At 72.2% G+C, this 21,408-nt stretch carries 19 protein-coding genes and 1 tRNA gene; 4 read left to right on the top strand and 16 right to left on the bottom strand.

Going from position 1 to position 21,408, the window contains the following annotated elements:
• Positions 1–14: 14 nt before the first annotated feature.
• The 5 genes from efeB to K8U61_RS00785 form a co-directional block, all read right to left on the bottom strand.
• A complete protein-coding gene (gene efeB, locus K8U61_RS00805) occupies positions 15–1,259 on the bottom strand; it encodes an iron uptake transporter deferrochelatase/peroxidase subunit (protein ID WP_224121055.1) in 1,245 nt (414 codons plus the stop codon).
• On the bottom strand, positions 1,256–2,506 hold the full coding sequence (locus K8U61_RS25285) for an EfeM/EfeO family lipoprotein (RefSeq protein ID WP_224121054.1): 1,251 nt from the start codon (positions 2,504–2,506) through the stop codon (positions 1,256–1,258). Before K8U61_RS25285 ends, efeB begins: the two co-directional genes overlap by 4 nt.
• 131 nt (positions 2,507–2,637) lie before the next feature.
• Positions 2,638–3,168: a Dps family protein gene (locus K8U61_RS00795; protein ID WP_224121053.1), complete on the bottom strand. Its 531-nt coding sequence runs from the start codon at positions 3,166–3,168 to the stop codon at positions 2,638–2,640.
• 47 nt (positions 3,169–3,215) lie between these two features.
• On the bottom strand, positions 3,216–4,019 hold the full coding sequence (locus tag K8U61_RS00790) for a GNAT family N-acetyltransferase (protein ID WP_224121052.1): 804 nt from the start codon (positions 4,017–4,019) through the stop codon (positions 3,216–3,218).
• A 30-nt stretch (positions 4,020–4,049) separates the two neighbouring features.
• The gene (locus K8U61_RS00785) at positions 4,050–4,472 is read right to left on the bottom strand and encodes a MarR family winged helix-turn-helix transcriptional regulator (RefSeq protein WP_224121051.1); all 423 of its coding nucleotides are present in this window, start codon (positions 4,470–4,472) and stop codon (positions 4,050–4,052) included.
• A gap of 79 nt (positions 4,473–4,551) precedes the next feature.
• Between K8U61_RS00785 and K8U61_RS00780 the strand changes: the two genes are divergently transcribed.
• Positions 4,552–5,508: a zinc-binding alcohol dehydrogenase family protein gene (locus K8U61_RS00780; RefSeq protein WP_224121050.1), complete on the top strand. Its 957-nt coding sequence runs from the start codon at positions 4,552–4,554 to the stop codon at positions 5,506–5,508.
• A gap of 69 nt (positions 5,509–5,577) precedes the next feature.
• Positions 5,578–8,304 (top strand): cation-translocating P-type ATPase, encoded by a 2,727-nt coding sequence (locus tag K8U61_RS00775; protein ID WP_224121049.1) that lies wholly within the window; start codon positions 5,578–5,580, stop codon positions 8,302–8,304.
• On the opposite strand, the gene K8U61_RS00770 is transcribed toward K8U61_RS00775, so the two are convergent.
• From K8U61_RS00770 to K8U61_RS00760, 3 genes are all read right to left on the bottom strand, one after another.
• The gene (locus K8U61_RS00770; RefSeq protein WP_224121048.1) at positions 8,291–9,367 is read right to left on the bottom strand and encodes an alpha/beta hydrolase; all 1,077 of its coding nucleotides are present in this window, start codon (positions 9,365–9,367) and stop codon (positions 8,291–8,293) included. The two genes, K8U61_RS00775 and K8U61_RS00770, sit on opposite strands and share 14 nt — an antisense overlap.
• Before the next feature lie 72 nt (positions 9,368–9,439).
• Positions 9,440–12,661: a lamin tail domain-containing protein gene (locus tag K8U61_RS00765; protein ID WP_224121047.1), complete on the bottom strand. Its 3,222-nt coding sequence runs from the start codon at positions 12,659–12,661 to the stop codon at positions 9,440–9,442.
• 137 nt (positions 12,662–12,798) lie between these two features.
• Entirely contained in the window at positions 12,799–13,500 is a 702-nt protein-coding gene (locus tag K8U61_RS00760) for a hypothetical protein (protein ID WP_224121046.1), read from the bottom strand.
• Between the two features lie 86 nt (positions 13,501–13,586).
• Here K8U61_RS00760 and K8U61_RS00755 point away from each other — a divergent pair, with 86 nt between their 5' ends.
• Positions 13,587–14,579 carry a hypothetical protein gene (locus K8U61_RS00755; protein WP_224121045.1) on the top strand — a complete coding sequence of 331 codons (993 nt, stop codon included), beginning with the start codon at positions 13,587–13,589 and terminating at the stop codon, positions 14,577–14,579.
• A 180-nt stretch (positions 14,580–14,759) separates the two neighbouring features.
• Here the strand turns inward: K8U61_RS00755 and K8U61_RS00750 are convergent.
• The 6 genes from K8U61_RS00750 to K8U61_RS00725 form a co-directional block, all read right to left on the bottom strand.
• Positions 14,760–14,832: transfer RNA gene (locus tag K8U61_RS00750), tRNA-Ala, on the bottom strand.
• 81 nt (positions 14,833–14,913) lie between these two features.
• Positions 14,914–15,546 (bottom strand): histidine phosphatase family protein, encoded by a 633-nt coding sequence (locus K8U61_RS00745; RefSeq protein ID WP_224121044.1) that lies wholly within the window; start codon positions 15,544–15,546, stop codon positions 14,914–14,916.
• Positions 15,536–15,913 (bottom strand): ribosome silencing factor, encoded by a 378-nt coding sequence (gene rsfS, locus K8U61_RS00740; RefSeq protein ID WP_224121043.1) that lies wholly within the window; start codon positions 15,911–15,913, stop codon positions 15,536–15,538. Before rsfS ends, K8U61_RS00745 begins: the two co-directional genes overlap by 11 nt.
• The gene (gene nadD, locus K8U61_RS00735) at positions 15,910–16,530 is read right to left on the bottom strand and encodes a nicotinate-nucleotide adenylyltransferase (protein WP_308043073.1); all 621 of its coding nucleotides are present in this window, start codon (positions 16,528–16,530) and stop codon (positions 15,910–15,912) included. The genes rsfS and nadD overlap by 4 nt, the downstream gene beginning before the upstream one ends.
• Positions 16,531–16,538: 8 nt before the next feature.
• Positions 16,539–16,682: a hypothetical protein gene (locus K8U61_RS00730; protein WP_224121041.1), complete on the bottom strand. Its 144-nt coding sequence runs from the start codon at positions 16,680–16,682 to the stop codon at positions 16,539–16,541.
• Positions 16,683–16,711: 29 nt separating this feature from the next.
• Complete coding sequence (locus K8U61_RS00725; protein ID WP_224121040.1) at positions 16,712–17,962, bottom strand: glutamate-5-semialdehyde dehydrogenase; 1,251 nt, start codon at positions 17,960–17,962, stop codon at positions 16,712–16,714.
• 107 nt (positions 17,963–18,069) lie between these two features.
• Between K8U61_RS00725 and K8U61_RS25280 the strand changes: the two genes are divergently transcribed.
• Positions 18,070–19,545: a lysyl oxidase family protein gene (locus K8U61_RS25280; protein WP_224121039.1), complete on the top strand. Its 1,476-nt coding sequence runs from the start codon at positions 18,070–18,072 to the stop codon at positions 19,543–19,545.
• Positions 19,546–19,646: 101 nt separating this feature from the next.
• On the opposite strand, the gene K8U61_RS00715 is transcribed toward K8U61_RS25280, so the two are convergent.
• Both K8U61_RS00715 and K8U61_RS00710 read right to left on the bottom strand, forming a co-directional pair.
• Entirely contained in the window at positions 19,647–20,600 is a 954-nt protein-coding gene (locus K8U61_RS00715; protein WP_224121038.1) for an electron transfer flavoprotein subunit alpha/FixB family protein, read from the bottom strand.
• Positions 20,601–20,613: 13 nt separating this feature from the next.
• Entirely contained in the window at positions 20,614–21,384 is a 771-nt protein-coding gene (locus K8U61_RS00710) for an electron transfer flavoprotein subunit beta/FixA family protein (protein WP_224121037.1), read from the bottom strand.
• Positions 21,385–21,408: the final 24 nt, after the last annotated feature.

The following is a 21,408-nucleotide window of genomic DNA, read 5'->3' as shown; positions in this document are numbered from 1 at the left end:
GGGGTGGGTGGCGCTCACGCGAGCAGGACGCGGCCCAGCCAGTCGTCGGCGCCGGTGACGCCGGGGAGTGCGAAGAAGTAGCCGCCGCCGAAGGGCGTCACGTAGTCGACGAGGGGCTCGTCGACCAGGCGCTGCTGGACGTTGACGAACTGGCGGTCGAGGTCCTGGTTGAAGCAGGTGAACAGGTGCCCCATGTCGAGGTTGCCGTTGAGGTCGGTGCCGGCGTCGTAGTTGTAGGAGCGGCGCAGGATCCGCTGGTCGGTGGCCTGCCCGCTGCGGGAGGCCAGACGGATGTGGGCGTCGAAACGGATCGCACCCCCACCCGTCTGGCCGGTGTAGTCGGGCCTGTCGAACTCGGCACTCCCCGTGAGGGGTGCGCCGGTCTCCTTGTCCCGACCGAACATGGCGTTCTGCTCCCGCACGGATATCCGGTCCCAGAACTCGACGAGCATCCGGATCAGCCGCACCACGTGGTACGTGCCGCCCTCGACCCAGGCGGGCTCGTCGCCCCCGCCGTGGGTCCACACCAGCTGGTCCATCAGGTCGGCGTCGCCGACGTCCGGGTTGCCGGTGCCGTCCTTGAACCCCATCAGGTTGCGCGGCGTGCCCGACGGGCGTGGCGGCGACTGGAAGCCGTCCATCCGCCACCGCACCTGCAGCAGCCCCTGCGTGCTCCGCATCAGGTCGCGCAGGGCGTGCACCACGACGTCGGGCTCGTCGCCGCAGATCTGCAGCAGCAGGTCTCCCCCGCACCAGCGCGGGTCGAGGTCGTCGTTGGGGAAGGCCGGCATCGTCCGCAGCCGGGCCGGCCTGCGGTCGGCGAGGCCGAACCGGTCGTCGAAGAGGCTCGCCCCGACGCTCACGGTGACGGTGAGCCCGCCGGCCGGGGCGTCGATGCCGAGGATGCCGCTGTCGGCGTCGGTCGCGACCAGGCCGCCGGTCGGCGTCGGGCCGCCGGCGGTGAGCGCCCGGATCCGGTCGGTCAGGATGCGCAGGGTCCGGCCGAGCTCGGCACGTCCGCGGGCCGTGACATCGAGCGCGACGTAGCTCGACTGGCGCTGGAGGGGCGTCAGGATGCCCGCCTGGTGCTCGCCCTCGAAGGCGTACGACGCGGCGGCGTGCCGGTCGGAAGCGCCCTCCGCCTCGGCCCCACGGAGCACGAGGGGCGCGGCGACGGCCGCGCCGACCGCCGTACCGACGGCGGTGCCGAGCAGACCGCGGCGGCTGACCTGCGGGGCTCCGGAGTGAGGGCAGCTCACGACGCGCCTCCCGGCATCGGCATGACGGGGTCGGTGATGACGGCGACGTCGGAGAGCAGCTCGACCGCGCGGCTCAGGTCGGCGTCGAGACGCTCGCGGGCGGTCCGGCCGAGCGCGGACATCGGGGTCCAGCGCCCGTGGGCGTGGTGCGACCGGACGGTGGCCTCGAGCCGGTCCAGCGAGCGCTGGAGGTCGGCGAGACGGGGGTCGCGGGAGCGGAGGAGCGGCAGCAGCGGCCGCAGGGCCTGGCGGGTGCCGGCGATGTTGGCGTCGACCGTGGCGAGCTCGGTGTGGCTGCCGGCGTCGGCGACGCCGTTCGCCTCGCGCTGGAGGGCGCCCTCCAGGATCTCGTGGGCGCGCAGACCGATGTCGATCGGGGCCATCACGAGATCGGTGCCGAAGTGCCGGCGCAGGTCGCGGACGGCACGTCCGAGACGGCGGGCCGGCGGGACGATCCGGGCGGTCGGACGACCGCTCCACAGGAGCGCCTCGATCTGGTGGAAGCCGTGCAGGTCGGGGTCGGTGGGCGGCGGGATGCCGCTCGTCGGCTGGCCGTCGATGGCGGCGTCGAAGCGTCCGAAGGCGTCGTACGCGGCACCGAGCGTGCCATAGGTCCAGTGGGCGCTCAGCCAGTCCCGTCGCGCGGCCCGGGAGTCGCCGTGGACGAGGTCCTGCGTCAGCCGGCGTACCCGTCGCTGCAGCCGCGGCAGCTGGCCGTGCACCCAGTGCTGGTAGCGGATCACCGGTCGCACGAGGTCGGCGTTGGTGACGGGTCGGACGCCGACCGTGGTGTCCCCGGCGTAGTCGCCGGTGACCTCGACCGTCGGACCTGCGACCGAGCCGGTCTCGGTGCTGGCGCACACGATGCGGTAGCGACCCGCGCCGAGCACCACCCGGGCGGGGCGGGACGCGCCCGGCCCGACGGCCTCGGCGTCGAGGTAGATGCGCCCGTCGTCGAGGTCCTCGACGTAGCCGTCCATCGTCGCGGGCCCGCCGTTGTGGAGGTCGAGGGACACCGGACCGGCAGCGCCGCCGGTCCACCCGGAGCCGCACCCGCTGGCGTCGAGCTCGACGACGGGGTCGTCACCCAGGTCGGCCGTCTCGCGGAGGCCGCGGGTGGGGCGGTGCAGGATCCGGTGGGCGCGCGGACCGATGCCGTGGACCGCCGGGCCGAGGGCGACCAGCGCGAGGGCGACGCAGCCGAGCAGGGCGACGTGGCGCGTGGTCCGCGTCCACCAGCTCCCCACGCTCGCCCTCGCTCCCGTCCGGTGCCGGCACGCGCCAGCGGAGAGAGCCTCCGCTCCTTCGGCGACGCGCCGGCGCCGGCCGGGTGGCCGTCAGGTGAACAGCGACGGGTCAGCGACGGGTCAGCGACGGGTCAGCGGTGGATCGGGCGCGGCAGGCTCGCGTTGGCGACCCGGTTCTCCGCATCGATCATCCAGGCGAGCTGCTCGAGGCGCTCGATGATCGCGTGCAGGATGTCCGCGGTGGTCGGGTCCTCGGCGTCCACGTCGTCGTGGATCCGGCGGGCGGTGCCGGCGACGGCGTACAGGCTGGCGGTGACGAGGTCGACGGTCTCGGCGGTGTTGATCTCGGTGGCCGGGAAGTCCGGGAGGCTGGACTGCTCGGCGACGGTCCGCGCCCGGCCGTCGGGGGTCACGTAGATCGCGCGCATCCGCTCGGCGACCTGGTCGGAGAACTCGCGCGCGGCGTCGACGACCTCGTCGAGCTGGAGGTGGAGGTCGCGGAAGTTGAGGCCGACGACGTTCCAGTGGGCCTGCTTGCCGACCAGGTGGAGGTCGATCAGGTCGACGGAGAGCTGCTGCAGGTGGGTCGCGAGCTGGTCGGACGCGGTGAACGGGGGTCGGGCGACGTGGGTGGACTTCTCGGTGTGCAGCATGTCGGTCATGGGTCCTACCCAACCACCTTTTCTTGAACCGATCCAGAAAGGTGAGGCTAGCCTGAACCGCCCCGGCGCCAGAGGTACGGCGTCGTCGTCGACACCTTCGCCAGCCCCGAGCGCTCCAGGATCGGCCGGGACATCTCCGTCGAGTCGCTGTTGACCAGCGTCTTGCCGAGCGCGAGCGCGGACCGCGCGCGGGCGGCCGTCAGCGCGCGGTAGATCCCGCGGCCACGCCACCCCTCCAGGGTCGAGCCGCCCCAGATGCCGGCGAAGTCGCTGTCCCGCACCGGCTCCAGCCGGCCCGCGCTGACCATCACGCCGCCGGCCTCGGCCACCCAGAGCTCGGTGCCGTCGCCGGAGGCGAGCCGGCTCAGGGCGAACTCGGCATGGGCATCGGAGACCGGCTCGCCGAAGGCGACGTCCGCCATCGCGCTCATCGCCCGGACGTCGGCCTCGGTGTCGATCCGGCGCAGGGTGACGCCGTCGGGCAGCGGGACGTCGACCGCCAGCAGCTCGGCACGGCCGATCATGATCGACTCCGGCTCGTCCGGCTCGAAGCCGTGCTCGAGCAGCGCGTCGTGGAGGCCGGGCGCGTCGTCGTGCTGGCGGGTCTTCCACTCGACCTCGCGGATCCCCGGGTCCTGCCGGAAGTGCTCGACCGCGGCCGCCACCCAGCCGCGGGCCTGGTCCGCGCCGACGCCGGTCAGCCGCGGCGTCGTGACGAAGCCCTGGCCGGCCGGGAAGGTGGCCAGTCGCACGGGTCCGAGGCGGTGCACGGCGAGCGCACCCGCGACCTCGGCGTCGGTGCGCAGCTGCTCGTCGTACGCCGCGAGCAGGGCGGCGGTCTCGGTGCTCACGCCTCCATCCTCGCGGCCGCGTCGAGCGGATTACCAGGCGGCGAGGGCGCGCTCGACGAGCGCCCGCAAGGTCGCGCGGTCCGCCCGCGACAGCGGCTCGACGAGGGCGGCGACCCGCTCGGCGACCGCGGCGGCGACCGGCACGGCGAGCTCGTGGCCGGCAGCCGTCATCCGCACCCGGCTCGAACGCCGGTCGTGCTCGTCGGGGAACCGCTCGACGAGGCCGCGCGCGGCCGCCCGGTCGATGAGGCCGCTGACGGTCGAGCGGTCGAGGCCGAGGCCGTCCGCGAGGTCGGCCATCCGCGGCTCGCGGTCGCGGAGCACGCCGAGCAGCCGCAGCTGGGTGGCAGAGAGGTCGTGGGCCGCGCCGACCTGGTGCAGCACCGCCATCACCTCGAAGGACAGCTGCACGACGGCATCCATCAGGGCCCGGTCGTCCTGGGTGTCGGTCACGCCGGAAGACTAGTTGATTTGATGGGGAGTACCAACTACTTTGATTGGTATCACCAACTACTTCTCTCCGGAGGCCGCCATGAGGGCAGCACTCGTCACCAGCTTCGACCAGGCCCCGCGCTACCGGGACTGCCCCGACCCCACGCCGACCGGACCGCACGAGACGGTGGTCGACGTCCTCGCCGCCGGTCTGCACCCGCGGGTGCGGTCGCAGGCGGCGGGCTCGCACTACACGAGCACCGACACGCTCCCCCTCGTCCCCGGCATCGACGGCGTGGGCCGCGACGCCGGCGGCACGCTGCGCTACTTCGTCCTCCCGGACACGACCCTCGGCTCGATGGCCGAGCGGACCGTGATCGACGTACGCCGCAGCGTCGCGCTGCCCGACGACGCCGACCCGGTCCTGCTCGCCGCCGCGATGAACCCGGCCATGTCGTCGTGGGTGGCGCTGCGGCGGCGGATCGACTTCCGGGCCGGCCAGCGGGTGGTCGTGCTCGGCGCGACCGGCAACGCCGGACGGCTGGCGGTCGAGGTCGCCCGGCACCTCGGCGCCGGCGCGGTGACCGCGGTCGGCCGTCGCGCCGAGCTGCTCGCGGAGCTGGAGGGCGTCGACCACGCCGTGCTCCTCGCCGACCGGGACGCGCTGGGCGCGGCCGGCGGCGACGCCGACGTCGTCCTCGACTACCTGTGGGGCCCAGCGACCGTGGAGGCGATGTACGCGATCGTCCCGCGCCGCGTCGACGACGCCCAGCGGCTGACGTGGGTGCAGATCGGCTCGGTCGCCGGACTGGAGGCGCCGATCCCCTCCGCCGCGCTGCGTGCCACGCGCCTGGAGCTGGTCGGCAGCGGCCAGGGCTCGGTCGCCGCCCGCGACATCGTCGCCGAGCTGGGCGAGCTCGCCGCCGAGATCGGCCGCGGCACGTTCGCGGTGGACGCGGTGGCCGTCCCGCTCGCGGACGTCGAGCAGGCGTGGGTCGACGCCGCGACCTCGCGGCAGCGGCTGGTGGTCACCCCGTCACCACCCCGGGCGGGGTGAGGCGGAACCACCCACCCCGACGGGACCCTCGCAGCGCGGTGTGCCCCCACCCCGCGGACGGAGGGACCGATGGCCAGCGACACCCGGTTCGCCGCGGTACCGGAGGCGATGGATCCGGTCTCGGCGCCGGCCGGGGACGTCGCCTCCCGCCTCGGCGTCACGCCCGCGCAGGGACTCTCGGCGGAGGAGGCGGCCGCCCGGCTCGCGTCGTACGGCCGCAACGAGCTGGAGGGAGGCCACCGGGAGCCGCCGTGGCGCGCCTTCCTGCGCCAGTACGAGGACTTCATGCAGCTGGTGCTGCTCGCCGCGGCCCTCGTCAACCAGCTGGTCACCCAGGACACCGGCACCACGGTCGTGCTGGCCGGCCTCACCGTCTTCAACGCGGTGATCGGCCTCCGGCAGGAGGCCAAGGCGGAGGAGAGCGTGAAGGCGCTCTCGCAGATGATGCGGACGATCGCGCGCGTGCGCCGCGACGGGCAGGCCATCGAGGTCGACGCCTCCGAGCTGGTCCCGGGCGACGTCGTCCTGGTCGAGGCCGGCAACCGCGTGCCGGCCGATGGACGGGTCTCACTCGCCGCCACCCTCGAGATCGAGGAGGCGGCCCTCACGGGCGAGAGCCTGCCGGTGGGCAAGACGGCCGATCCGGTGACCGGCTCCGACGTGCCGCTCGGCGACCGGATCTGCATGGCCTACATGAACACCTCGGTCACCCGGGGCCGTGGCGAGCTGATCGTCACCGCGACCGGGATGGACACCGAGATCGGCCACATCGCCGGGATGCTCGCCAGCACCGAGACCAGCAGGACCCCGCTGCAGCGGCAGCTCGACTCGCTCTCGAAGATCATCGCCTCGATCGCCGCCGTGGCCCTGGTGGTCGTGGTGCTGCTCGGCCTCGCGCAGGGCGAGTCCTTCGACACGCTCTTCATCACCGGCGTCGCGCTCGCGGTCGCCGCCATCCCCACCGGCCTCCCGGCCGTGGTCACCGCGCTGCTCTCGATGGGCACCCGCGAGATCGCCCAGCGGAACGCGATCGTGAAGCGGCTGCCCGCCGTGGAGACGCTCGGGTCGACCTCCGCCATCTGCTCGGACAAGACCGGGACGCTGACGCTGAACAAGATGACGGCGCGGGAGATCGTGATCCCCGGCCAGAACCGGTACACGGTCTCGGGCGAGGGCTACAGCACGGTCGGCGATATCAGCCACGTCGGTGGCCAGCGCCACGACCTCGACCCCTACCTGTTGCCGATGGTGCTCTGCGCCGACGCCGTGCTGGACGGCGAGACCCTCATCGGGGACCCGACCGAGGGCGCCCTGATCGTCCTCGGTGCCAAGGGCGGGCTCGACGTCGCCGAGACCCGCGCGGCCCTCCCTCGCGTCGCCGAGGTGCCCTTCGACTCCGACTACAAGTTCATGGCGACCTTCCACGAGATGACCGCGGACGACGGTCGGCCCGTGGTGCGCTGCTACGTCAAGGGCGCGCCCGACGTCCTGATCGCCCGCGCCACGACGCTGCGCCACCCGGACGGGACCCTGCTGCCGATCACCGACGACAACCGGCACCTGGCCCTCGAGGCCAACGACCAGATCGCCAACGCCGGCGAGCGGGTCATGGTGGTCGCCCAGCGCGACTTCGAGCCGGGCACGGTGCGTGCGGGCGACGACCTCATCGAGCGGGTCCGAGACCTGACGCTCCTCGCGATGGTCGGGATCGTCGACCCGCCCCGACCCGAGGCCCGGGACGCGATCGCGGAGTGCCACCAGGCGGGGATCCGGGTGCGGATGATCACCGGCGACCACGCCACCACGGCGGCCGCCATCGCGAGCGAGCTCGGGATCGAGGGGCGCGCGGTCACCGGCGCCGAGTTCGCGGCGATGAGCGATGACCGGCTCCGCACCGAGATCGACGAGATCGGCGTGGTCGCCCGCGTGGCCCCCGAGGACAAGGTGCGCCTGGTCCGGATCCTCAAGGAGGAGGACGAGGTCGTCGCGATGACGGGCGACGGGGTCAACGACGCGCCCGCGCTCAAGACGGCCGACATCGGCGTCGCGATGGGCATCACCGGTACGGAGGTCTCCAAGGAGGCCGCGGTGATGATCCTGACCGACGACAACTTCGCGACCATCGTCGGCGCGGTCTCCTACGGCCGGACGCTCTACGACAACCTGCTCAAGTACCTGCGCTTCCAGATGTCGACCCTGGTCGCCTACATCGCGATCTTCATCGGCGCAGGCATCCTCGGCATCGCGGCCGGCGCACCCCTCAACCCGCTCCAGATCCTGTGGCTGAACATGGTGGTGGACATCCCGCTCGCGATCGCGCTCGGCTTCGACCAGCCCGCCCGCGGCCTGATGTCGCGACCACCCCGCCCGGTCGGCGCGCCCGTGCTGTCCCGCACCGACTGGGTCAGGCTCTGCGTGCAGGGCGCGGTGATGACCGTCGGCTCCCTCGCGGCCTACCAGCTCGGCGACCACCAGGGTGACGCGGTGCTCGCCTCGACCATGCTGCTGACGACGCTGTCGCTCTTCCACCTCGCCGGCGCGCTGCTGAGCCGCGACCAGGTCGGGACGATCCTCGACCGCGACGCGATGCCGGGCGTCGTCCAGCTGCGCCGGTACGGGCTGGCGCTGCTGGCGATCGTCGCCATCACCGCGCTCGACTTCCTGGCGCGGATCTTCGACACCACCGGGCTCGATCTCGGCCAGTGGTCCGCCAGCATCGGCATCGCGATGTCGCTGGTGGTCGTCGAGGAGCTGGTGAAGCTCGTCGTGCGGCGCCGCTCGCCTACCCCGCGGTGACCGCGGCCCGGACCGCGTGGGCGGCCCGCAGCGTGGCGTCGTACGCGCTCGGGCTGAGGCCGGTGACGTTGATGAAGGCGTGGATCAGGTCGCCCTCGCGCGCCACCTCGACCGGGACGCCGCACTCCTCGAGCCGCTGCGCGTAGGCGAGGCCGTCGTCGCGCAGCGGGTCGAAGCCGGCGACCGCGAGGTACGCCGGGGCGGCACCGGCCAGGTCGTCGGCGAGGAGCGGCGACGCACGGGGGTCGAGCGCGTCGGCGGGATCGGCGAGGTAGCGCTCGAGGTACCAGTCCATCTGTCGCCGGGTGAGGAAGAAGCCGTCGGCGAACTCGTGGAGGGAGGCCCGCGTCAGGCGCGCCTCCGAGAGGTCGGTCGCGGGGAAGAGCAGCAGCTGGAGGGTCGGCTGGACCGGCTCGCCGCGCAGCAGGAGGGCCAGGGAGGCGGTCATGTTGCCGCCCGCGCTGTCGCCACCGATCGCGATATGGGCCGGGTCGAGGCCCCAGGCGGGCGCCTGGGCGACGGCGTAGTCCCACGCTGCGCGCGCGTCCTCGATCGCTGCGGGGAACGGGTGCTCCGGCGCGAGCCGGTAGTCGACGGAGAGCACGTCGACCTCGGCGTGCTGGGCGAGGAAGCGGACCGGCGAGTCGTGGCTGACCCGGCTGCCGACCACCCACCCACCGCCGTGGAAGAAGACCAGCAGGCCGCGCGACTCCCCCGCCCGGGCGCGGTAGCGGGTGGCCGGGATCGGCCCGGCGGGGCCGGGGATGACGAGGTCCTCCTCGACCGCGAACGGCGGATAGGTCGCCGCGAACGTGAGCGCCTCCTCGTCGATCTGGTGCCGCGCCTTCTCGACCGTGCGCTCCGAGAAGTCGTTGCCCGGCATCCGGTTCATCGCGGCGAGCGCGAGCGCGATCTCGGGCGCCAGCCGCTCGCCGTCGCTGTTCACCGGTGCGCCGGCGCCGAGCCGCTCGATGAGCGGGCGGGGCAGGCGCACGAGGCCGCGGATCGCGGCCCGCTCCAGACGGAGCGGCAGGGGCAGGGATCGGGAGGTCGCGGCACTCACGCGGGGAAGGATTCCAGATGCGGGTGCGAGGGAGCCCGCCACCGTGCGGTGACGGGCTCCCTCGGCGTACCGCTACCTGACCTTCGAGGTCGCCTTCGACGTCTCGGCGGCCTTCTCGAAGCCGGCCGCGGAGCCGGTGACCCGCACCGTGATCCTCGCGCCCTTGAGCTTCTTGGTGAGGCCCAGCTCGGAGGTGGTCGCGCCCTTGATCGCGGAGCCGTCGGCGAACCACTTGTACGTCAGGGTCACCGGGGCGCCGCCGGCGCTCCACCGACCTGGGACGGCGGTGAGCGTCCGGCCGACCTTCGCCTTGCCCTTGATGGTCGGGCGCTTCGAGCTGATCGTGCCGCGCTCGACCGGGGCGGTCGGGTCGGAGGAGACCGTCCGGGTCGCGTAGCCGGTCTTGGTGCCGGTCACCGCCACCGTGATGGTCGCCCCGACCTGGCCGGCACCCAGCACCAGCGTGGTGCCGTCGGCGCCGCTGATCGGTGCGCCGTCGGCGAACCACGCGTAGGTGAGGTCGACCGAGCCGGGCCCCCAGGTCGCCGAGGCGGTGAGCGTCCGGCCGACCTGCGGGCTGCCGCTGATGGTCGGCTCCGGCGCGTCCAGGGTCGCGGCCCGCACGACGGCGGTCACCGTCGACGTGTGCGGCGTGTAGCCGGGCTTGCTGCCGGTGACCGCGAGGGTGATCGTCCGGCCGACCAGCGCGGGGTCGCTCAGGGTGAGCGGCGCGTCCGTCGCCAGGACGCCGTCGCCGTCCTTCCAGACGTAGTGCGTCGTGACCCCGCTCTCCCAGCTCCCGACGTCGGCGGTCAGGGTCTGGCCCAGCTCGGGCGTGCCGACGATCCGCGCGGCGGGGCCGTCGAGCTCGGCCGCGGCGACGGTCGCCGTCGCGGACGCGGTGGCGGCGGCGAAGCCGGCCCTGGTGCCGGTGACCTCGAGGGTGACCGCGTGGCCGACCAGCGAGTCGCCCAGCACGAGCGGACCGTCCGTGGCGAGGACCGTGCTCCCGTCCTTCCAGACGTAGTGCGTGGTGACGCCGGGGTCCCAGGTCCCGACGCTCGCGGTGAGGGTCTGACCGACGGTCGGGGAGCCGACGATGGTCGGGGTCGGGGTGGCCGTCTGGTCGAGGTCCAGCTCGACGTCGATCGTCCCGCTCCACAGCGAGTGGCCGAAGCGGTTGCCGTCGTCGCTCCACAGCACCTCGCGGCTGCCGTCGGTGGCCGTCGACATCGGCGCGACGGCGAAGCCCTCGAGGTTGTAGTTGGGCAGGTCGGCCGGGGTGCTGTAGGACCGGTCGACCGCGACGTGCCCGTCGCTGCCGATCTCGAGCAGGGTGGTGGCGTTGCCGCAGGTGTTGTCGCAGTGCGCCCAGATCCGGCCGAGGTCGGCGTCGTACGACGCGTCCATGACGCCCACCATGCCGGTCGCGATGTCCGCGACCCGCGCCCAGGTGCCGTCGGTGTCGAGGACGTAGGCCCGCAGGTGACCGGTCTTCTCGACGGCGCCGAGGAAGAGGCCGGGCAGCGCCTTGTCCGGGTAGTCGGCCGGGTCGTAGAGCGTGCCGTCGTCGGTGCGGAAGCCGTACCCCGTCAGGAAGCTGTCGGGCACGTAGGTGACGCCCTCGAAGCCGAGGTTGGCGTCGGCGTTGGTGAAGTCCAGGTCCGACGTGAGCACCCACTGCTCGGTCGCCACCAGGGTGGTGCCGCTGGCGCTCGGGTCGAACCGGAGGATCGAGTCCAGTGGGACGCCCGAGGCGCTGTTGTCGCGCTCGGTGGTGATGTAGAGCATCCCGTCGGGGCCGACGGTCAGGCCCTCGCTGTCCGGCAGGCCGGTGTTGCCCTGGAAGCGGAGGTCCTTGCCGCTGCCCCAGCTGTTGGCGGTGTCCTTGACCCAGGTCGAGCCGGAGCGGACGAGCCGGTAGACGTGGCTCTTGTTCTTCACGGCGTACAGGACGTTCGCGTCACTCGGGTCGAACGCCAGACCGCTGAGGTCCTGGCCCGACTCGGCGGTCACCCAGGCGCACTCGTCGTCGATGGTCGCCGGCGACGGGGAGCCCGGCCAGGTGACGAGACCGGAGGGCAGGGTGCCGGACGCGGTGCCGGAGTTCTCGGTGCTGCACGGCGCCTCGGGGTCGCTGGTCAGCGGCGTGACGCCGCCGGTGCACGCGCCGTTGGTGGTGCCGAAGGTAGCGGTCGGCACCTCCTTGAGCGTGTCGCTGCCGTCGGGGCAGGAGGCGAGCGACTTGTAGTAGCCGGAGGTGTTGATGGTCTCGTCGACGCCGGCCTGGCCCGCGGTGTAGGTGAGGCTGTCGACCAGGGTGCCGTCGGGCGTGTAGACCTTCACGGCGTCGCCGCCGCTGCTCAGGCCGGGGCCGGAGGAGAAGACGCCGTACCCGCCGGCGGGGATCGTGGTCGCGAGCGTGCCGTCCACGTAGAGCCCGGTCGAGAAGTCGGTGGCGGCGGCGAACCCGTTGGCGTTGCTGTCGGTCTGCTTCCAGCCGCTGAGGCTGACGTCGTGCGTGCCCTTGTTGTAGAGCTCGATCAGGTCGTCGGCGTCGAGCGGCGCGAAGCCGTTGCCGCTGTTGTTGGAGGTGACCTCGTTGATCACGATGTCGGCGTAGTTCGGGTCGGTGGTCGGCGTGCCGCCGCCACCGGTGCTGGTGCGGACGTCGGTCGGGGTCGTGGTGCCGAGCGTGGAGGCGCCCGGGGAACCGACGCTGCCGCCCACGCTGGCCCAGGAGCCCTCACCGTCACCGACGGTCTCGAAGGCGAAGCTGGTGCTCGTGCTGCCGGCCACGGCTTGGCCCTTGCCACCGGTGAAGTAGCCGCTCGCGTAGGAGACGGTGTCCACGTCGGTGCCACCGGAGTTGTAGATGTGCACGGCGTTCGGCCCACCGTTGAGGGTGTGCGTCTTGCCGTTGCTCAGCACCTTGACGGTGTCCTTGAGGCCCCACTCGGTGCGGAACTCGGCCGCGGTCAGGTCGGTGATGATCACCGACTCCCCCGGCGCGACCGTCCCCAGCCCGGAGAGGGAGAGCGCGGTCGAGAACGTCGCCGCCGAGTTGTCGTACTTCCACCCGGTGAGGTCCTGCGCCGCGTCGCCGACGTTGGTCAGCTCGACGTACTCGCCGTCGGTGCCGCCGGCGCCGCTGGCCTTGCCGCCGTACGCGTACTCGGTGATCGTGATGACCGCACCGGTCGCTGCGTCTGCGGTGGGGACGACGACCCAGAGTGCGGCGGTGGAGAGTGCGACCGCGAGGACGGCTGAGAGCGAACTGCGAAGACGACGCAAGGGAGGTTCTTTCGTCCGGAGGAGCCCGAGATCCGCGACGAAGACTCGGGCTCGCAGCGCAACGAACCCACAACCGGGACCCACCAGGAGGTGAACGGCCAGTGATCTGTCGGTCCGAGTCCCGCCGATCGGGACAGCTAGCCGGCCACGCCCAGGAGCCAGGGGTGGTCGGTGATCGTCGCCGGTGCGGGCACCTCGCTCACCGTCAGCCCGAGCCCGCGGGAGAAGGCGATGCAGTCGATCCCGTGGACGACGACCTGGAGCTTGCGATCGCGCATGATCCGGTAGGGCGACCGCGCGTCGTCGCCACGGTCGCGGAAGTTGAGGTCCCCCGTCACGACGACCAGCCAGCCCATCGCGACGGCGAAGTCGAGGAGTGCGGCGAACCCGGTCATCTGCCGGCCGTACTGGCGGGCCCGGTCGGTGTCCACGCGCAGCCGACCCGTGCTCTCGACCTGCACGGCCGCGTGCGGGTGCAGCGCGACGTGGCAGACGGAACCCAGCTCGTCCACCTGCTGCGCGGAGTAGGTGAACCATCGCTCCGGCGCGATCTTGATCGGGGTCGAGGCATCGCAGCCGATCACCTGGCCGGAGCCCAGCGAGCGCAGGGAGCTGCGGACCAGGACCGGGTTGTCCTTCTGGCCCCGGCGTCGGTCGAGGCCGCCGGTCTCGACGACCATCCGGTAGCCGCGCATCCGGGACAGCCCGTCGAGGATGCCGTACGCCTCGGTGAGGCCGACGATCGTCGGGGCGTGGCTCCGGATCTCGCGGACCACCACGTCCGACCTGCCGACGGCCGAGGGCGCGTGCAGGGGGGCGTGCAGGACCGAGAGCGCCATGACGTCACGCTGCTCTCGTCGTACGCCGGCGGCAATGGCACTTTTGGGTATTCCGCCGCGGCGGCCGGGTCGCGACGCTGGCAACCATGTCCACTCTCGGGACCCCGCCGCCCCCGTCACCGGTGCCGCCGATCGCGCTCCGGACCTACGCCGCCATCCGGCTCGGCGTGGTCGCGGTGATCCTCGCCCTCGGCTTCGCGGTGTGGCGCGAGATCGCGAACGAGCAGCACGGCTGCGTGCAGCGCTCGCTGAGCGCCTACTACTACACGCCGGTCCGACCGGTCTTCGTCGGCGCCCTGCTCATCATCGGCTTCGCGATGATCGTGCTCTGGGGGAAGACCGCTGCGGAGGACGTCGCCCTCAACCTGGCCGGGCTGCTGCTCATGGTCGTCGCCCTGGTGCCCACCCTCGACGCCAACTACTGCAGCCTGCCGACCTCGGTCGCCCAGACCGGTGGCAGCCAGGAGAAGCCGGTCGCCGACAACGACCTGATCGCCGACAACGCGCAGACGGTCGCCCGCAGCTTCAGCTCGCTCCTCGTGGTGCTCGCCCTGGTCCTGGTCTTCCTCGCGGTCCTCGGCGTGTGGCACTACGTGACCGCCCCGGCCGGCGCGTCGCCGGGCACCAAGGTCATCGCCGGTTACGCCGTCACCTGGCTGCTCGCGGCGATCGCCTGGGTCGTCTACCTCGTTCTCTACCTCGACCGCTCGAACCCCGACAGCGTCTTCAACCACCAGGTGCACAGCATGTCGGCGAACATCGGCGTCGGGTTCGTCATCGTCGCCGTGGTCCTGGCCGCCCTCGAGAAGTCCCGCGACCCGGACGCCCCCGGCCCCTGGTGGGCGCGGTGGAGGCCCGTGTGGTGGGACGACCCGTGGACCTGGGTCTACGGCGCCCTCGCCGGCCTGATGATCCTGACCGTCGTCATCGTCCGCGGCGGCGACGCCCTGGGCCTCTACTCCGGCTGGCTCGACATCCACGCCACCTTCGTCCTCGAGGCGATCCTGATCGGCCTGCTCGGCGTCTTCTGGGTCTGCCAGACCATCGACCGGCGGCACGAGGGCGCGCCGGCGTACTAGAAACGCCAGAAGCCCGGCGCGAGTGCGCCGGGCTTCTGTTCGGTGGAGCTGAGGGGACTCGAACCCCTGACCCTCTGCCTGCCATTGCCCAGAAATGACGGAGCCGCTACCAGCTGCGCCCCGGCGCCACCGTCCGGAAATGCCAGAAGCCCGACACTCGCGTGTCGGGCTCCTGTCCGGTGGAGCTGAGGGGACTCGAACCCCTGACCCTCTGCATGCCATGCAGATGCGCTACCAGCTGCGCCACAGCCCCATTGCTTCCCCCGAACCTGCGGGGTGACAACTCGCGGAATACTAGCCAACCGATGTCGCGGATGCGAAATCGGGGTGTCGCTCAGGCGGGGTCCGGGGCGGTCCGGTTGTAGGCCCGCAGGCGCAGCACGGCGCCGGGCTCGGCCTGGTCGAGCTCGACCCACGCGCAGTTGTCGAGACCGTGCAGGGCGGCGCGCTCGGTGACCGGCCAGCCGAGCAGGACCGGGACGGCGTCGCGGATGGCCGCGCCGTGCGAGACGGCGACGGCGAGCTGTCCCGGCTCGACGGTCGCGAGCAGCTCGTGGACGGCGGCGCTGACCCGGGCGGCCACCTCGGCGGCCTTCTCGCCCCCGGGGACGACGTCGAAGTCACCGAGCCGGAACGCCGCGAACTCCGCGGGGGCCTGGTCGGCGTACTCCGCGTGCGTGAGGCCCTGCCTCTCGGCCAGGTAGTACTCCCGCAGGCGGGCGTCGTACGTCGCGACGAGCCCGGCCGCATCGGCGACGTAGGCCACCGTCTCGCGGGCGCGGACGCTGTCGGAGGACCAGACCGCGGTCGGCTTCAGCCCGGCCAGCACCTCGGCGACGCGGGCGGCCTGCCGGTGCCCGGTCTCGTCCAGGTCGGCGTCGAGCTGTCCCTGCACGCGGCCGGCGGCGTTCCACGCCGTCCGGCCGTGCCGGAGCAGGATCAGACGCCGCGGGGCGTCACCGCTCATGCGAGACGACGTCCGCGGGCAGCTCGATGGTCGGGCAGTCGCGCCAGAGCCGCTCGAGGGCGTAGAACTGCCGCTCCTCCTCGTGCTGGACGTGCACGACGATCTCGCCGTAGTCGATGAGCACCCAGCGGCCGTCGCGCTCCCCCTCGCGGCGGATCGGCTTGGCGCCGATCTCGCGGAGCTTGTCCTCGATCTCGTCGACGATCGACTTCACCTGACGGTCGTTGGTGGCCGAGGCGAGCACGAAGGCGTCGGTGATGGCGAGCTGGTCGCTGACGTCGAAGGCGACGATCTGCTGGGCGAGCTTGTCGGAGGCGGCGCGGGCCGCTGCGACGACGAGCTCGAGGGCGTGGTCGGTCGCTGTCACTGCTGGTCCTTCGGGTAGAGGTGGTGCTTGGCGATGTACTGGACGACCCCGTCCGGCACGAGGTACCAGACGGGCTCGCCGCGGCGGGTCCGGTCGCGGCAGTCGGTGGAGGAGATCGCCAGCGCGGGGATCTCGACCATCGTCACCCGGTCGGCCGGGATGGCCGCGAGGGTCGCCTCGTCCATGGTGTACCCCGGGCGGGTGCAGCCGACGAACTGGGCGAGCCCGAAGAGCTCCTCCGCGTCGCGCCAGGTGAAGATGTCGGCGAGTGCGTCGGCTCCGGTGATGAAGTAGAGCTCGGCGTCCGGGAAGTGCTCGCGCAGGTCGCGCAGCGTGTCGATCGTGTACGTCCGGCCCTGCCGGTCGATGTCCACGCGGGAGACGTTGAACCGCGGGTTGGAGGCGGTCGCGATCACCGTCATGAGGTAGCGGTCCTCGGCGGCCGTGACCACCCGGTCGGACTTCTGCCACGGGTCGCCGGTGGGCACGAAGACGACCTCGTCGAGGTCGAACCACGACTGCACCTCGGAGGCCGCGACGAGGTGGCCGTGGTGGATCGGGTCGAACGTCCCGCCCATCACGCCGATCCGGCGCGGGCCGGGCCGCCGACCGGACACGTCGGTGGTCAGCTGTGCTCGCGTCCGGCGCCGAAGATCAGCAGGCCGATGATCAGCGCCATCAGGATGACCAGCGCGATGCCGCCGATGAGCCAGTGGTTGGGCACGTTCGGGTTCTCGGTGTGCAGCACGGTGAGGAGCGCGTTCGGCATGGCCGACACCCTACCGGGTGACCCCCCGCTCAGCGGACGTGGCCGTCCCCGGTGACGACGTACTTGGTCGTCGTCATCTCCGGCAGGCCCATCGGGCCGCGGGCGTGCAGCTTCTGGGTGCTGATCCCGATCTCGGCGCCGAAGCCGAACTCGCCGCCGTCGGTGAACCGGGTCGAGGCGTTGACCAGCACCGCCGCGGAGTCGACGGCGGCCGTGAACCGGCGCGCGGCGGCGAGGTCCTCGGTCACGATCGCCTCGGTGTGCTGGCTCGAGTGGCGGCGGATGTGGTCGACCGCGGCGTCGAGGTCGGGCACGACGGCGGCGGAGATGTCGAGGGAGAGGTACTCCTCGTCCCAGTCGGCGTCGGTGGCCGGCACCACGCCGTCGTACGACGCGAACGCGGGGTCGCCGTGGACGGTGACGCCGGCGTCCTGGAGCGCGGTGACGACGCGCGGGAGGAAGGTGTCGGCGAGGTCGACGTGCACGAGCAGCGACTCAGCGGCGTTGCAGACGCTGGTGCGGTGGGTCTTGGCGTTGAGGACGATCGCGAGCGCCTTGTCGAGGTCGGCGGCGCGGTCGACGTAGACGTGGCAGTTGCCGACACCGGTCTCGATGACGGGCACCGTCGACTCCTCGACGACCGACCGGATGAGACCCGCTCCCCCGCGCGGGATGAGCACGTCGACGTGGCCGCGGGCGCGCATCAGCGCCTTGACGCTGTCGTGGGTGTCGCCGGGGACGAGCTGGACGACGTCGGCCTCGAGCCCGGCACCGGCCACGGCGTCGCGCAGCGCGGCGACGATCGCGGCGTTGCTGGACCGGGCGCTCGAGCTGCCGCGGAGCAGGACGGCGTTGCCGGACTTCAGGCAGATGCCGGCGGCGTCGGCGGTGACGTTGGGTCGGGCCTCGTAGATCATCCCGACCACCCCGAAGGGGACGCGGAGCTGCCGCAGCTCGAGGCCGTTGGCGAGCGTGCCGCCACGCACCACCTCGCCGACCGGGTCGGGCAGGCCGGCCACGTCGCGCAGACCCTGCGCCATCCCGGCCAGCCGGTCGGGGGTCAGCCGCAGCCGGTCGACGATGTTGGGCGGAGTGCCGCCCTCCTCGGCGCGGGCGACGTCCTCGGCGTTGGCCGCGAGGATCTCCTCCTCGCGGGCGAGCAGCGCGTCGGCCATCGCGTGCAGCGCGGCGTCCTTCGTCGCCCGGGTCGCGAGGGCCAGCCCGTGGCTCGCGGCGCGCGCCCGCTCGGCGACCTCCAGGACGTCCTGCTGCTCGGTCATGCACCGAGGGTATTCCGGGGCGGCGAGGCAACCGATCGCGTCTCAGCGGCGTCGTACGCTGCACAGGCTGATCACAGCGACAGCATCATCGGGAGGGGAATCTCACCGTGCCACGATCCACCCGGGCCCTCGGGCTCGTCACCACCCTGGCCCTGGCGCTCCCCGCCGCCACGGCCGCGCTCGCCTCCGGGCCGGCGCACGCCGAGGAGGCGGCCAAGGCCACCACCGCGCCGTTCCGGCTCTGGGCCCCGCCGTCGGTCACGGCCTACGCCTACCGGAACAAGACGTGGACCGACCTCGGCCTGCGGGTCATCGCCGAGAACGGCCCCTTCGAGCTCTGGTCGCACCGGCCGTCGTACGACGACCAGATCGAGACCACCTGGCGCTCCGCCGACGGCGACGTCGCGCTGCCGACCGGGGCGATGACGGACTTCTCCGGCTTCAAGGACTTCGTGACGATCACGGTGACGCCCAAGAAGGGCACCGCCGTGACCATGAACCCGAAGGTCTGCTTCAGCAGCTACGTCTCCGAGCGGGTCGAGCCGGACGCGCCGGCCACCTCGCCGTACCCGACGGGCTGCTACTTCAACGCCTTCAGCCTCGGCTCCGTCCAGGGCGTCCAGGAGGGCTGGGCGACCTCGATCATGAACCAGGACCGGCCGCTCAAGATCGGCAAGGGCACGTACGACGTCACCGCGACCGTGACCCCGGCCTACGCCAGCCTCTTCGGCCTGTCCGCCGACGAGGCGACCGTGAGCACGACGCTGAAGGTCAAGGGCGAGCAGTGGGTCGGCGAGGGGCGGCGCGCAGCTCGGCACGCGAGCGGCACGGCCCGTCCCGCGGCGCACCGGCCCACGGGCGCGGTCACCAAGGCCGACGAGGTCGACGGACCGCAGCCGGACCTGCAGTCCTTCCCGGCGTGGGGCATCTCGCTGTCGAAGAGCAAGAAGTACCTCCGGTTCTCCGCCACGGTGTGGAACGCCGGCGACAGCCCGCTGGTCGTCGACGGCTTCCGCAACCAGGACGACCAGGACCTCATGGACGCCTACCAGTACTTCTTCGACGCGGACGGCAACCAGGTCGGCTACACCCCGGTCGGCCACATGCACTGGGACGCCGACCCGTCGCACAACCACTGGCACTTCGAGGACTTCGCGCGCTACTCGCTGCTCAACTCCGACCTGTCGCAGGCCGTGGTCTCGAAGAAGGACGCCTTCTGCCTGGCCAACACCGATGCGGCCGACCTGACCGTCACCGGCGCCGCCTGGAAGCCGGAGAACATGGACCTCGCCACCTCGTGCGGCGACTACTCCTCGCTCAGCATCCGTGAGGTGCTGGCCTCCGGCTGGGGCGACACCTACACGCAGTACCGCGCCGGCCAGTCGCTGCGGGTCGACAACCTGCCCAACGGCACCTACTACGTCGCCGTGGACGCCAACCCCGACGGCAACCTGGTCGAGTCGGACACCACCAACAACCAGTCGCTCCGCAAGATCAAGCTGAGCGGCAAGGGTGACAAGCGCAAGGTCACCGTCAAGCAGGTCGGGATCATCGAGGACGAGAACTACGGCGGCACCGGCTGATCGGTCCCGCCCCGAAATGACGCTGACCCGGCAGAGAGTGAGCGAGCTTGCGAGCTCGCCATCCAGACTCTCTGCCGGGTCAGCGTTCGTGTGGAGCCGGGTCAGCCCTTGCGCTTGGTGATCTCCTCGGTGGCGGCCGGGAGGACGGCGTGGAGGTCGCCGACCACGCCGAAGTCGACGAGCTCGAACATCGGGGCCTCCTCGTCCTTGTTGACGGCCACGATGGTCTTGGAGGTCTGCATGCCGGCGCGGTGCTGGATCGCGCCGGAGATGCCGTTGGCGACGTAGAGCTGCGGCGAGACCGTCTTGCCGGTCTGGCCGACCTGGAAGCTGTGCGGCTTCCAGCCGGAGTCGACCGCGGCGCGCGAGGCGCCGACCGCGGCGCCGAGGGCGTCCGCGAAGGCCTCGACGGGCTCGAAGTTGCCGCCGGTGCCACGACCGCCGGAGACCACGATCGCGGCCTCGGTGAGCTCGGGGCGGCCGGTCGCCTGACGCGGCTGGGCGGCCACGATCTGGGCGGTCTTCGCACCGTCGGAGACGGACACGGAGAACTCCTCGACCGAGCCGGCGCCCTCGGACTCCTCCGGGGCGGCGGAGTTGGGCTTGACCGTGATGATCGGGGTGCCCTTGGTGACCTTGCCGGTCAGCGTGTAGTTGCCGGCGAAGACGCTCTGGGTGGCGACGCCACCCTCCTGCACGTCCACCGCGTCGGTGATCAGGCCGGACTCCAGCTTGATCGACAGGCGGGCGCCGATCTCCTTGCCCTCGGCCGAGGACGGGATCAGGATCGCGGCCGGCGAGGTCTTCTCCGCCAGCTGCTGGAGCGCCTCGGCCTTGGGGGCCACCAGGTAGCCCTTGAGCTGCGCGTCGTCGATCACGTAGACCTTCTCCGCGCCGTACTTCTTGACCTTCTCGGCCACCTCGGCGGCCTTGTCGCCGGCGCCGATGAAGACGGCGGACGGCTCACCGAGCCGCTTGGCGATGGTCAGGAGCTCGTAGGTCGGCTTCTTGACCGCGCCGTCGACGTGGTCGATCAGAACCAGAACTTCAGACATGGGGTGTCGCTCCTCAGATGAACTTCTTCGAGGCGAGGAACTCCACGAGCGCCGTGGCGCCGGAGCCGTCCTCGTCCTTGACGATCTCGCCGGCGGTGCGCGGCGGGCGGGCGGTGGTGTCCTCGACCGTCGTCCACGCGGCGTCCAGGCCGACCTGGCCGGCGTCCACGCCGAGGTCGCCGAGCGACCAGGTCTCCAGCGGCTTCTTCTTCGCCGCCATGATCCCCTTGAACGACGGGTAGCGGGCCTCGCCCGACTGGTCGGTGACCGACATCAGCAGCGGCATCGTGCCGCCGATGACCTCGGTGGCGGTGTCGCCGTCGCGCTTGATGCGGACCTGGTCGCCCTGGGTCTCGACGACCGAGGCGAGCGTGACCTGCGGGAGGCCGAGGCGCTCCGCGACCATCGCCGGGACGACGCCGCCGGAGGCGTCGGTCGAGGCCATGCCGCACATGACGACGTCCGGCGAACCGATCTTCTCGATGGCCTTGGCGAGCACGAGCGAGGTGGCGGCGTAGTCGGAGCCGGCGATCGCGTCGTCGGTCACGATGACACCCTTGTCCGCACCCATCTGCAGCGCCTTGCGCACCGCGTCGACGGCCTTCTCCGGGCCGATGCAGAGCGCGGTCACCTCGGTGTCGTCGCCGGCCTTCTCCTTCAACTGGAGGGCCTGCTCCACGGCGTACTCGTCGAGCTCCGAGAGCAGCCCGTCGACGCCGACGCGGTCCACGGTGTTGTCCGACTCGAACTGCCGGTCGGCAGTGGCGTCGGGGACGTACTTCACACAGACGACAATGTTCATGGTGGT

The organism is Nocardioides mangrovi (genome assembly GCF_020073815.1).
Classification (GTDB): domain Bacteria; phylum Actinomycetota; class Actinomycetes; order Propionibacteriales; family Nocardioidaceae; genus Nocardioides; species Nocardioides mangrovi.
Note: the sequence above shows the minus strand (reverse complement) of the source record. Positions and strands in the feature narration are given on the sequence as shown.